This is a genomic window from Psychrobacter sp. APC 3426 (genome assembly GCF_030408035.1).
Taxonomy (GTDB): domain Bacteria; phylum Pseudomonadota; class Gammaproteobacteria; order Pseudomonadales; family Moraxellaceae; genus Psychrobacter.
Map to the genome: position 1 here is coordinate 471,618 of NZ_JASDCF010000001.1, position 12,162 is coordinate 483,779.

11 protein-coding genes are annotated in these 12,162 nt (G+C 43.0%); 4 read left to right on the forward strand and 7 right to left on the reverse strand.

The features are described from left to right. The first annotated feature begins 28 nt into the window (after positions 1-28). The gene (locus tag QL919_RS02115; protein WP_290187934.1) at positions 29-889 is read left to right on the forward strand and encodes a bile acid:sodium symporter family protein; all 861 of its coding nucleotides are present in this window, start codon (positions 29-31) and stop codon (positions 887-889) included. A gap of 60 nt (positions 890-949) precedes the next feature. Here QL919_RS02115 and ahpF read toward each other — a convergent pair whose 3' ends face one another. Beyond that, positions 950-2,527, reverse strand: coding sequence for an alkyl hydroperoxide reductase subunit F (ahpF, locus tag QL919_RS02120; protein ID WP_290187935.1), 1,578 nt, complete (start codon positions 2,525-2,527; stop codon positions 950-952). 514 nt (positions 2,528-3,041) lie between these two features. Between ahpF and QL919_RS02125 the strand changes: the two genes are divergently transcribed. Further along, a complete protein-coding gene (locus QL919_RS02125; RefSeq protein ID WP_290187936.1) occupies positions 3,042-3,290 on the forward strand; it encodes a DUF465 domain-containing protein in 249 nt (82 codons plus the stop codon). Positions 3,291-3,468: 178 nt separating this feature from the next. On the opposite strand, the gene ahpC is transcribed toward QL919_RS02125, so the two are convergent. After that, a complete protein-coding gene (gene ahpC, locus QL919_RS02130; protein WP_290187937.1) occupies positions 3,469-4,035 on the reverse strand; it encodes an alkyl hydroperoxide reductase subunit C in 567 nt (188 codons plus the stop codon). Between the two features lie 275 nt (positions 4,036-4,310). Here ahpC and QL919_RS02135 point away from each other — a divergent pair, with 275 nt between their 5' ends. Both QL919_RS02135 and QL919_RS02140 read left to right on the forward strand, forming a co-directional pair. Continuing rightward, on the forward strand, positions 4,311-5,219 hold the full coding sequence (locus QL919_RS02135) for a hydrogen peroxide-inducible genes activator (protein ID WP_290187938.1): 909 nt from the start codon (positions 4,311-4,313) through the stop codon (positions 5,217-5,219). Continuing rightward, the gene (locus tag QL919_RS02140; RefSeq protein WP_290187939.1) at positions 5,200-5,859 is read left to right on the forward strand and encodes a hypothetical protein; all 660 of its coding nucleotides are present in this window, start codon (positions 5,200-5,202) and stop codon (positions 5,857-5,859) included. Before QL919_RS02135 ends, QL919_RS02140 begins: the two co-directional genes overlap by 20 nt. On the opposite strand, the gene QL919_RS02145 is transcribed toward QL919_RS02140, so the two are convergent. From QL919_RS02145 to QL919_RS02165, 5 genes are all read right to left on the reverse strand, one after another. Beyond that, positions 5,848-6,450, reverse strand: a complete 603-nt coding sequence (locus tag QL919_RS02145; protein WP_290187940.1) for a methyltransferase domain-containing protein — start codon at positions 6,448-6,450, stop codon at positions 5,848-5,850. The two genes, QL919_RS02140 and QL919_RS02145, sit on opposite strands and share 12 nt — an antisense overlap. A gap of 210 nt (positions 6,451-6,660) precedes the next feature. After that, positions 6,661-7,248, reverse strand: coding sequence for a M48 family metallopeptidase (locus tag QL919_RS02150; protein WP_290187941.1), 588 nt, complete (start codon positions 7,246-7,248; stop codon positions 6,661-6,663). 223 nt (positions 7,249-7,471) lie between these two features. Beyond that, a complete protein-coding gene (locus tag QL919_RS02155; protein WP_290187942.1) occupies positions 7,472-9,049 on the reverse strand; it encodes a DUF1513 domain-containing protein in 1,578 nt (525 codons plus the stop codon). A gap of 3 nt (positions 9,050-9,052) precedes the next feature. Next, the gene (locus QL919_RS02160) at positions 9,053-10,201 is read right to left on the reverse strand and encodes an imelysin family protein (protein ID WP_290187943.1); all 1,149 of its coding nucleotides are present in this window, start codon (positions 10,199-10,201) and stop codon (positions 9,053-9,055) included. Positions 10,202-10,322: 121 nt separating this feature from the next. After that, positions 10,323-11,978: a di-heme oxidoredictase family protein gene (locus tag QL919_RS02165; protein ID WP_290187944.1), complete on the reverse strand. Its 1,656-nt coding sequence runs from the start codon at positions 11,976-11,978 to the stop codon at positions 10,323-10,325. Positions 11,979-12,162: the final 184 nt, after the last annotated feature.

Genomic DNA, 12,162 nt, shown 5'->3' on the forward strand with positions numbered 1-12,162 from the left:
TGACTTTCTTTTTTACAAGGAATGTTTCATGAGTAATACTGCGCTGGCTTTACTCCCACTGGCTCTCGCCTACATTATGTTTACCTTAGGGACGGGGCTAAAACCCAGTGACTTCAAGGTAATCGTCAATCATCCCAAAGCTTTTTTTATAGGCTTAGTAAACCAGGTACTTTTTGTGCCTTTGGTGGCACTCGCCGTTGTCATGCTTATGTCGCCACCACCGGTGATTGCTTTTGGCATCATGCTGATCAGTTTTTGCCCAGGTGGCGTGACCAGTAATATGCTCACCTATTACGCCAAAGGTAATGTGGCACTGTCAGTCGCGCTTACTGGTGTGGTCAGTTTATTGTCAGTCGTTACTTTGCCCATCTTAATCACGTTAGCTTTTAACCACTTTATGCAAGACCAAGCCGGCTCTATTAGCGCGGTAAAAATTGGGGTTGTAATGTTTTTATTAACGACTTTACCCGTTACTCTTGGTATGCTTGCTCGCTACAAATTCACTGATTTTATGGTACGTAGAAGCAGTATCCTAAATGGTTTAGCCAGCGTATTTTTCGTATTGATTGTTTTTGCAGCCATCGCATCTAACTGGTCGTTAGTACAGTCGCAAATCGCAGATATTGGACTTTATCTCGTCGTCATTATCCTGGTTTTATTTGCGATCAGTATCGTAATATCCAGAGTATTAAGGCTCAGTTGGTTTGATACCAAAACCATTTCGATCGAGACCAGCATTCAAAATAGCACCACAGCAATTACCTTAGCACCGATTATTATGGGCACGACGGCTTCCCTGCCTGCCATTGCATTACCTGCTGCTATCTATGGCGTGCTGATGTATATTATTGCCATTCCAGTTATTGCTTTGATTCGAAATAAGAGCTGATGATATCTGACAAAAAAGCCACCTCAAAAGAGGTGGCTTTTAGCTAAAATAAAGAGCGGCTTATTGCATAACTAAATATTCAAACGCTGATAATGCGGCTTTCGAACCTTCCCCCATCGCAATATTAATCTGCTTAAAGGGTACCGTCGTCACGTCACCACAAGCAAAGATACCTTGTCGATCGGTACGGCAACGCTCATCAATCTCAATCTCACCAAAACGGTTTAAATCTACAAAGCCTTTGATAAACTCAGTATTTGGTACTAGACCAATCTGTACGAATACCCCTGCCAAGTCACGCTCATGAGTCTTACCTGTGCTGCGATCTTGATAAACGATAGAAGTCACTTTACCATCAGTGGCTTTAATCTCTTGCGTCGCTGCACTGGTAATAAATTCGATATTGGCTTTTTCTTTGGCTTTGTTAATCAATACCTGATCCGCTTTTAACTCATCTGCGAACTCAAGCACAGTCACGTGCTTGACGATACCTGCTAGGTCTAATGCTGCTTCGACGCCTGAGTTACCGCCACCGATGACTGAAATTTCTTTATCTTTAAAGAAAGGACCGTCACAGTGCGCACAGTAGGCCACACCTTTACCGACGTTTTCTTCTTCGCCCGGCACACCAAGCTTACGCCACTGCGCACCAGTCGCCAAGATAATACTGCGAGTCTCAAATGTCTCACCTGTGTTTAGATGGATGGCATAGTTCTCTTCTTCAGTCTCGCTGATTTCCTTGACACTGACGTGCTCTTTGAGCGTGATATTGTACTCGTGCAAGTGTTTTTCAAAGTTAGCAGACAGTTCAGTACCTGTCGTCAATGGCACAGAAATTAAGTTTTCGATATCTTGCGTATCTTTAACCTGTCCGCCAATGCGGTCAGCAACCATCGTCACTTTTAGGCCTTTACGTGCGGTATAAATCGCCGCAGCAACCCCAGCAGGACCAGCGCCGATGATAGTCACATCTTGCTGCTCCAACTGCTCAGCGTCATCGTCCGTTTCTGCTAACAAATCAGGGAATTGTTCTTGTAGCTTTTCGATGAGCTTGGCGGTATCAATCAGACCATTAGCAAATGGCTTACCGTTTAAAAATACAGCTGGTACCCCTTGAATCTTATTAGCCTCTACTTGCTCTTGAAACAAGGCACCATCAATCATCTCGTTACTGATGTCATCGTTTAGTAGCGCAAACTGGTTCAACGCTTGAACAACTTCTGGGCAACTGTGACAAGAGAGCGACACGTAAGTTTGGAACTGCAGTGGCTTATTGAAACGCTTAATGAGTTTTTGAATACCCTCATCCAGTTTTAGCGTATGACCACCTGCTTGCAATATTGCCAAGATAAGTGAGGTAAACTCATGACCACCTGGGATACCGCTAAAGACGATACCCGTATCGGTCAATTCGTCATCGATGTGGCTTAATACTGCAAAGCTAATCGGACTTGGTAAGCTGTCATCGTTCGCTGTTGCATCAAAATTAATCTTATCCGTCGTGCCAGCGATTTTGGATAAGAAATCAATCAGCTCTGCACGTTTTTGATGCTCACCGCTACCCAATACGAAGCTAATTGGACGAGTCATATTTTCGCTATAGCTCTTAACAGCATCTAATAAACTTTGATCTATCATGTTTGTTCCCCATCATTATTGGATATGTAACGGCAACTATCATATTGCGCGTTCAAATATGGATTATTTAATAATAATAATTTTATCTAAAACAGTATAAGTAGTAGGCTTCTGCCCTTTGATGTCCCTATTATCATAGCTTTCGTGGGCTTCAGCAAGCTGATAAACCCAAACTTTACGTTTTATAAAACCAATCATTAATCAACTTAATAAATTAAATACAAATCAATGAAGTGGTAATAGTCCTATTATAAACATAGTATAGAGGGTGTTTTTTCGCTACAATCGAATGAGGTGAATAGGAAGTAGTCTTATTTACCTATCGGTAGATTGACTTTTAAAAGTGTTTGTTAAAGTTCTTTCTGCTGCAATTGAGCCTTATCACTATTAAGTTAACCAGCGGTTTGGCTCAATAAAATCTAAGTCTCACAATCATAGCAATTCATCACAGCAATCTTAACGACAATGCGCTGATGCTTATTGTAAGCTTGCGCTTCATAACAAGGATGACAACATGAGAAAGACGGATACGTTGCAAGATAACAGAGAGATTATTGCCGAACTTAAGCAAAAAGACAGCCATTTTGCCAGTATTTTTGACGAGCACACTCAGCTCGATCAGCAAATCAATCAACTGGACAAAGACCTGGTCAAGCATGCCAGCCGTGACGACGAAATAGAGCAGATGAAGCGACGAAAGCTGCACTTAAAAGATGAAATTTATAAGATAATCGATAAAAACAAACTAGAATCTCAGGCTTAGCATTTCATTGGTTATTGCTTCATTTGTTATTAAGATATAAAAATAAAAACACTTCTTATTTAGCAGTATAAAAAGACCCCATCAACTTATGCTGATGGGGTCTTCATTTGTAGTGTTTATCCAAATGAAACTTTGTGTGCAACACTACAAGTATCTAAACATTCAATCGAAGTAATACTTAGATCTTACCTACTAGGTCTAGGCTTGGCTTAAGTGTTTCTTGACCTTGTTCCCAAGCTGCTGGGCAAACTTCGCCGTCGTTATCACGTACATACTGTGCTGCTTTAACCTTACGAACCATATCTTTTGCACTACGGCCGATACCACCAGCATGTATTTCAGCAACTTGAATCTTGCCGTCTGGGTCTACAACGAAAGTACCACGCTCAGCTAGACCTGCTTCTTCGATCATGACATTGAAACCGCGAGTGATACGACCAGTTGGATCACCAATCATTGGGAAAGTTACTTTGCCAATCGCTTCTGAAGAATCATGCCATGCTTTGTGCGTGAAATGAGTGTCAGTAGATACTGAGTATACTTCTACGCCTAAGCCTTTAAGCTCTTCGTACTGAGCTGCCATGTCTTCTAGCTCAGTTGGGCAAACAAACGTGAAATCTGCTGGGTAGAACATAAAGATAGCCCAGCCGCCTTTAACGTCGTCTGAAGTGATGGTTTTAAACTCACCGTTTACAAACGCTTCTGCTGAAAACTCTGGGATTTCTTGATTGATAATAGACGCCATGATTGGCTCCTTATTTAATTGATTGTTGTTGAGGTAGTTGATGTTTATTATTAAATTTTTCTATTAACCCTTTAACTATCTGGGTTACAAGACAAACTATACGCGAATCCTATGGTTAATCCAGTTAAAAGTTTTTAATGTGATGTTTTGTTTTATTAAACTTGTTAAACTATTCTCTCTAATTTTAATCATCAGTGTACTATCGGTAAACTGCTATCGTATACTCATTGAACAAGCATAAAACTGCGTTAAAAACCTAATGAAAGAGAGACTCTATGATTACCTTACGTCAGCTTGAATTTGCCTTAGCCGTTGCTAAACACCGTCATTTCAAACGTGCTGCTGAAGATTGTAATATTTCACAGTCTGCATTGAGCTTGGGTATCGCAGAGTTAGAGAAGCAGCTTGATACACAGATTTTTGAGCGTAATAACAAACAGGTACTCATTACCCCTATCGGGCAAGATATCTTGACGCGAGCGCAGCGGATATTTTCTGAAGTGAGCGATTTGACCACGCGCGCGCACAGCCATCAAACGCCGCTTGCTTACCCAATGACGGTAGGCATCATTCCAACGATTGCGCCTTACCTATTGCCTAAAGTACTGCCTGCGCTACGAAAGCACTATCCAGAATTTCGTATGACCATCGTTGAGCAACAAACTGAACGCCTGCTTGAACAAGTGCGCTACGGTCATATTGATACTGCCATCATTGCGCTACCCTATGCAGTAGATGGCTTACATAGCTTTGAGTTTTGGAGCGAGGATTTCTTTGCAGTATTCCCAAAAGATGATGTGCATGCCAAGCTTGAAACCATTAATTCCGATGAGCTAGCGACTGCCAATCTTATGCTGCTGGGTGAAGGACATTGCCTAACTGATCAGACATTATCTGTCTGTCACTTTGATCGTGCAGAGATGAAATCAAGTTTTTCTGATGCCAGCTTAAACACGCTTATCCAGATGGCACTTGCCAATATGGGTACGACGTTAGTGCCAGAGATGGCGTTAGATCAGCTGCATCTAGAGAATCAAAATGCAGTCGCTGTACCGCTAGCAGAGAAAGGACCACATCGTCATATCGCCTTCGTTACGCGTTTAAATTACGCTCGTGTCGATGATGTAAATTTACTCGGCAAGGTGTTTAAACAGGCATTTGAAGATGCTGCTAATAAATTCTGATCTTGGCAATCGTTTTGCCCTGCACTTATCTGCTATTAATAGCGATATCGAGCCAGCGAAAGTTAATGCGCTCTGGCAAGATATCGCTGTTCGTTATAACGAAACGCAGCGCGCTTATCATACCTTAAGCCACCTTCAGCAATTGTTTGAGCAGTTCGAACAGATTAAGCGTGAGCTTAGTGAGCCACATATTATCGCCTTGGCACTGTACTATCATGATGTGATATACGAGCCAACACGTGCGGATAATGAGCTAAAAAGTGCAGAGTATGCCGCTGAAGCGCTAGGCCATTATCTGAGCGCTGAACAATGCCAGTATATCTATGCGCTTATCATGATGACCGCCAATCATCAGCTTGATAAGTTGGCGAACCCTGACAAAAGCAATGATGCCGCTTATTTGCTAGACATGGACCTGAGTATTTTGGGTGCGTCTTGGCCTGAGTATGAACATTATGCAAAAGTCATACGTCAAGAATACATGCATGTTCCGCTTGCAGATTACCGTATTGGACGAATGGCGGTATTAAATGGACTCTTAGCGCATCCTAGACTGTATCTTACTAACTATTACTATGAGCAGTTAGAAGCACAAGCTCGGGATAACATTAAGCTCGAAGTTAATTTGCTACTTTGCTAAGAGCTTAATAAACAACTCACTTCCCTGCCGTGCAGGATGCGAGTTGTAGCTCGTCTCCATTATTTCAATATCAAAATGAGTTTCAAAACGTTGTTGATACTCATCTCTCGTGCCACCAAAAGGTGGTTCTTGGCGTCCAAAATCAACATTAAACAACAGACCCATTAATTTACCTTGAGGCTTTAGCAGTGTTGCCATCTGCTTTACATACTCATTACGGCGTGACGGATTTATCGCACAAAAAAACGTCTGCTCGAGTATCCAGTCAAACTGATATTGCTCAGGGGATAAGTTAAAAAAGTCCGCGCAAATTAAATGCTCATCAGGAAAGTCAGGATAGCGCTCAGAGAAATCCTTAATCGGCGCAGGGGCAAAATCAACCAAAGTGACATTGGTAAAACCCTGCTCATGCAGGTAGCCAACTTCGTAAGCATTACCTGCACCTGGCACCAAAATGGCTTGGTCTTTAGCCGATTCAGGCAATTGGTCAATATAGGCTTTGAGCGGTGGCGATACCTGTCCCATATCCCATTGTATGCTTCCAGCCTCATAACGCTGCTGCCAAAATTCGGCTTGATTGACGTTTTCCATATGACATCCTTGTATATGATACCAAGCCCAAAAAGTACGATTAGCGGTGTCAAACTCGATTAGTCTACTGGATGTAGTACTTGCACTCGTTTTCCTTGCTACTCATACTTTTGGAAATGGTATAGTTTCATTTTAAACGACACGGTTTGTACCGTTATGAATTATCATATCAGTCTTATTACAATTATTTATATTATTTACGTGATACGTTCAATCTAACTTTCCGGTCTTATTTGCCAGCATATTATGCCAATGTTGATAATCCGGCATTGCTGTCGCCACCGTTTGCCAAAACGCATGGCTATGATTGGCATGATGCAAATGACACAGCTCGTGGACGATGACGTATTCTGTGCATTCAATAGGGTAAGCAGGTAGATATACGGATAGCCAAATCCGTCGCGCGCGCGTGTTACAACTGCCCCAACGCGTATGCATTTTTTTCAGGCGTATCTCATTGGCCTCAGCGCCGACAACTGGTTGCCATTTTTCAAACAGAGAAGGCATGACTTCAGAGAGCTGTTGCCGATAATAAGCAATTTTTTCATCATTGTTTAGAGTGATTGATTGCTCTACACCCCATAGCAAAATAGGACTATCGACAGCTGAAGTTTCTGGTGAAGAGGTTTGTTTACGCTTATATTGCTCCAAGACTTGCGCGTGATTAGCGATCGCCCAAGGTACGCGGTGGTCGATAGCCTGCGCCATTTGCACAGCGCTAATGGTTTTAGGTACTGACACTTTAAGAAGATGTGGCTGCAAGCGAAAATTGATATTTTTAACGCGCTTTTTGGTCACGTGTAGCTCAATGCCCGCCTGCGCAAGTTGTGCTCTAACAGTATGTAAACTGATGTCGTATCCCCTTGCTTAGCCGTCATTAGAGTTGAGCCACTATAAAATAAATATAGTGCTACTAGAATAAATTTTTCGTAGCCTTTGTCCACTAGCTACAGCAAGCAAGCAAAACTTATCTCAGCAGCATTTTATAATGGTTATTCTTTTTTATTTACACTCACCACAGTTACAGTGCTTGCAGATGATTGTCAAAAGACATCTTATGCACCTTACTGTCTTTAATAATGCGCTGAGTTTTCTCAATCTTATCCTGGTTAATTGACCCTGTCGCTGATGTATCATTCACCTCTAACGTCGTTAACTGACCTTGTCCATCACTAACGATAAAACCTGAACGCTCACTATTATCTTTTACGTTGCTAGTACGCTGATTAAATAACACTGCTGCTCCTGCACAATCTGGCAAACTGACATCATCAATCAATTCTCGAGTGTTTAAGTCATAAATCGCTGCACAGCCGCCAATCGGTGTAGTCACACATAATAGGTTACGTTCGCTATCGACCGCCACACTGGCAATATATTGATGAAAGCGTTGCCATTGATTATTGGGCATAATCAATGGTTTAAAGTCAGAATTACCGCGCTTATGCGTCAATACCAACGGCACATTGACATGCTTCTCACCTTGAAACTGAATGCCAATCATTACAGTTCCATCATTATGCATTGCCAAATGACGTACGCTCATTTGATTGTGTTCAGGAACAATCTGCTCAAGCAATGAGCCATCATGACGATTCAAGTAAACCAGTGAGGGACGCATGCTGTCTAGGTTTAGCTCTTCACGAGAAGCTTGCTCGGTCTTAATACCACCATTAGCGATAACCAACGTTTCACTATCTGGGTGCATGATTAGCTCATGCGGACCGATGCCATACGAATCATATTCAGCAACTTTTTTATAACCGTCATGAGTATCATAGATACCAATTTTACCGTCTAAATTTATGGTATCATTCTCGGTCACATAGAGCAATTTACCATCTAAGCTATAGCAAGCATGACCATAAAAATGGCGATGGTTTGAAGCTTTGATAGCGAACTTTACTTGCCCAGTCGCTGTATCTAGCACCCAAAACTTCTCGCTTGGACGCCGACCCATCACTACAACATCACGGTTATGATCATTATCGCTCAGCTCATTTAGAACGTTAAAGATAGGCTGTACAACAATATCATGCACACGTTCAGACATGGTGGTCTGCCAAACGACTTCCCTATCCGCATCGATACCAACCACACCGAAGTCATTTTCAGGATTACCATCATCATTCATTGATGAAATATTTTTTGGCATAGAGGCCACACCACTCACCCAGCAAACTGGGTGCGTTAGCATGGTCGTAGTATGAACGGCGCTGAAGTCGGTAGTGTTACTATCGCTACCTTTATCCTCTATAGCGTTATGATACGACTGTTGCCACGCAGCAGCGGCTTGCTGACAGGCATAGCGAAATCGCGTTAACTGCGGCTTAGATGCTGAGGGCAAATGAGAGCGAATACCAGTCGCATAATCTAACAATCTTGCATCAGGCTGACGCTGCTTACGATACCGATGATGGATACCGACAAGTGCCGCTGTACCTACTACAGTAGAAAGCGCTGTCAGTGCTGAGGTTGTCAACATCTCATGGCCTAATCGAGTATTGTTTCGATTATTAGACTGTTTGCGTGTTAGATCTTGTGTCTCAAAAGAATCTTCATTCACTAGCGCTACTGTCTTAGCTTCGGTATTCTGCATGATTTAATCGCCATCAGTACTATTAAAGCCCACACGGAGACCGAGTGTCGGAATCAATTGGCGCTTAATGACACGAGTAATGGTGGTTAGATGATCATGTAATTCTTGCTGTGTGGCTTTATCCGCAGTCGCTAAGTCTTCTGGCATTTGTGCCAGCAGCGTGGTGGCATCAGCAAGTGCGGTGGATAAACTATCAGCCACTTCATTTTTATTATTGCTGCCCAAGATAGCGGTTAGTTCTGGATCAGTCAGCGCTTGGTTTAGTGTGGCCAATTTGGCATTGATAATATCTCGGCTTTGCCCAGCGGTAGCGGCCGGCAGATGACCTTTGGCCTTACCCGTTAGGCCCAAAGGCTGGTCTATGGCATTAGACTTCATGGTCTCAACCAACGATAGTAAAGAGTTAAACCATTGGTTCAAACCTCGATCGCTTTCAGCTGTTTTATCAATCGCTAATAACTCAGTGGCATTCTGCTGCCAGTTGTCTTCGATATTTTTTAGGCGTGTACTTAAGGCGCTACTTGCGCTTATCACATAAGCGCATTGCCCAGCATCCAAGCTGTCATTGGCATATAAAGCTTCTTCTAATCCTGGTACCCCTTGCACGATAGCGCTTTCGTTAGCCAGCTGCTCAGCGGTCAATGTTGGATTAGCAGCGATTAAATTTGCAACGCCGCTGTGTACCAATCCGCGCTCGTCAGGATAATAATTGATATATAAATTGCTCATACTGGCAGTTGCAGGGCCGAAATTAATCATTTCTGCATTTGCCCATGCTTGTGCTAACACGAGCCATTGATCGCGCAGCGCTTGTAGTTCATCACCGCTTAATGGCGCTTGCTGACAATGCTTTTGCGCCAAGTCGTACAATAAACCACTCTGCTTCGCTGCATCCGCATACGCTGGAATCACAATGTCATTTGCTACATGAGTCAGATAGGCCTTTTCGGTATCTGGGCTAATATCGACGGCGACAATTTTATCTGCACTTACGCTACTACTATCTGCCGCATTAGTAGTTGCGCCATTTTGCGCAACCTTTTGGCTATCAACCTCTGACGCTTTATTCTCGTCAGCAGGTTTGACGCAGCTGATGAGTAGTCCAGCGCTTAAAGCAGATAGCGCCATTGCTAAAGCATGATTTATTTTCATAAGGTTCTCGGTATTTATATGAGTAATTATTTTAGTGTTTTGACTGGTCACTTGCTAAGAAGAACAACCTTATTACTACCAGTTCATTTAACCATTAAGAAATAGATGAATAGCATCGCTTTTATAATGATTTTAAGAACGCATTCAATTCAGTACGCCCTTGTTTATCTAACTTTAATACTTTTTGTTTCTGCTTTTCAGCTTCACCACCGTGCCACAATACCGCTTCCATCAACGTACGTGCTCGACCATCGTGTAAAAACGTTGCTTGCGAATCGACGGTTTGCGCAAGGCCAATACCCCACAATGCCGGCGTGCGCCATTCATAGGAGTTGGCTAAAAACTCAACTTGCGCATCTTTCGGTGGCAATTTTCCTGCAATCGTCCGATCGGCAAGGTCATCGCCCATGTCATGCAATAGCAAATCCGTATAAGGATAAATCACTTGCCCATGCTGCTCAAGATGGTCATCGTCTGTTTTTGGCAACTGATATCTTGGCGTGTGGCAACTTTGACAGCCTATATCATAAAAACGTTTTTTGCCCGCCAGTACCAGTTTGTCATCAGCATTGCGCCGATGCGGTACCGCTAAATTACGCGTATAGAACTCTACAAACTTCGCCACTTCATCATTGACTTCAACGGGCGGTTTGCCATTGCCTTGTTCATCAGCGCCAGTCGTCGCATTCAAGCAAGCCGTTTGCGTCGGCATGCACGATTCATGAGGACGGATGTTTGAGGTCAGTCCCATATCTTCATTAAAAGCACTTTGGTTTTGGGTGATAAGCTTGGTTTGCCCTGCTTTCCAGCCAAAACGACCTAAAGCTGTCTCTCCTGTCTGCGGATCCATCACCCAGTTAAATTTACCGCTAATATCGTCATTATTTTCGTCATCGCTATCTGCTTGTTTCTTAATAGCTTCATCTGGAATTTGTTCAAGCAAACCAAGCCCAATCATCGGTAATGCCACTCGCGGTGATACCATCAGCTCATCATCAAATGCACCATAACCAGGTTTCGTTAAGTGAAAGGTTGGCGCACGCAATGTCTCAACATGACCATCGGCAAAGGTGACTGGTTTCTCTGTCCAATGCACCGCAATTCTTGCTTCGGCAGGTACGCCTTGAATACCGCGATCTTGCAGCTGACCACCATACATAGGATGAACGACTTTTTCGATAAGTGAGTTTTTTAATTGCTCTCGCTGCTCATCCGTGGGCGCTGGCATCGCCAGTCGTATCAGCAAGCTGTCGGCATCGTCCTCACTATTCATTGGCGCGTGACCACGGCCATCTTTTATATGACAGGATTGACAAGCAGCGACGTTAAATAACGCTCCTAGACCATCACGACTATCGGTACTAGCAGGGGCGACCACCCACGGCTGGCGAAAGAAAGCATTACCAATAAAGAAGTTGCCTTTACGCGAGGCAGATACGTTTGAGGAAGGTTTAGAATAACTCTCGGCGCTGGTAATACTAATGCCAGTGTCGCCACCTTGCTTAATCTCTTGTGGATCAAATGTGGCCAGCTGCTGCATGGGCACGCCAGCGAGCGCTTCAATGGTTTGCGCACGTTCAGGCGCTAACGTTTGGGACTTTTCATTATCCGTTACAACGTTCTCGTTATCAGAAGTTCCATCAGCAACATTGTCCGTTGGTTGACAAGCACTGATAGTTATTGCACCTATAATGGTTAATGCAAGTTTAAACGTTGTACTTTGTAAGCTTAAAGAAATGAAAGGGAAAGCAGAGGATTTGGTATGAATGGAGCTCATAGGAGTTGCCTTAGTTCTAGAGTAGAACCATTAAAATGGCTTGCTATAACAGTATTTATTTCTTATCAATATAGAGGTATAAAAATTTATCAACGCTATAACTTAGCGCATTGACCTATTTTATTAAACGTAAAAATACGTTGCTAACTGTCGTTAACAACGCATGTATTATATATAACTTGCA

What these genes read in the sequence shown, in the direction of transcription:
- QL919_RS02125 (WP_290187936.1), top strand. Translation starts at nt 3,042, where the DNA reads ATGAGAAAGACGGATACGTTGCAAGATAACAGAGAGATTATTGCCGAA.
- QL919_RS02155 (WP_290187942.1), bottom strand. Translation starts at nt 9,049, where the DNA reads ATGCAGAATACCGAAGCTAAGACAGTAGCGCTAGTGAATGAAGATTCT.
- ahpF (WP_290187935.1), bottom strand. Translation starts at nt 2,527, where the DNA reads ATGATAGATCAAAGTTTATTAGATGCTGTTAAGAGCTATAGCGAAAAT.
- QL919_RS02140 (WP_290187939.1), top strand. Translation starts at nt 5,200, where the DNA reads ATGCTGCTAATAAATTCTGATCTTGGCAATCGTTTTGCCCTGCACTTA.
- QL919_RS02145 (WP_290187940.1), bottom strand. Translation starts at nt 6,450, where the DNA reads ATGGAAAACGTCAATCAAGCCGAATTTTGGCAGCAGCGTTATGAGGCT.
- ahpC (WP_290187937.1), bottom strand. Translation starts at nt 4,035, where the DNA reads ATGGCGTCTATTATCAATCAAGAAATCCCAGAGTTTTCAGCAGAAGCG.
- QL919_RS02160 (WP_290187943.1), bottom strand. Translation starts at nt 10,201, where the DNA reads ATGAAAATAAATCATGCTTTAGCAATGGCGCTATCTGCTTTAAGCGCT.
- QL919_RS02165 (WP_290187944.1), bottom strand. Translation starts at nt 11,978, where the DNA reads ATGAGCTCCATTCATACCAAATCCTCTGCTTTCCCTTTCATTTCTTTA.
- QL919_RS02115 (WP_290187934.1), top strand. Translation starts at nt 29, where the DNA reads ATGAGTAATACTGCGCTGGCTTTACTCCCACTGGCTCTCGCCTACATT.
- QL919_RS02135 (WP_290187938.1), top strand. Translation starts at nt 4,311, where the DNA reads ATGATTACCTTACGTCAGCTTGAATTTGCCTTAGCCGTTGCTAAACAC.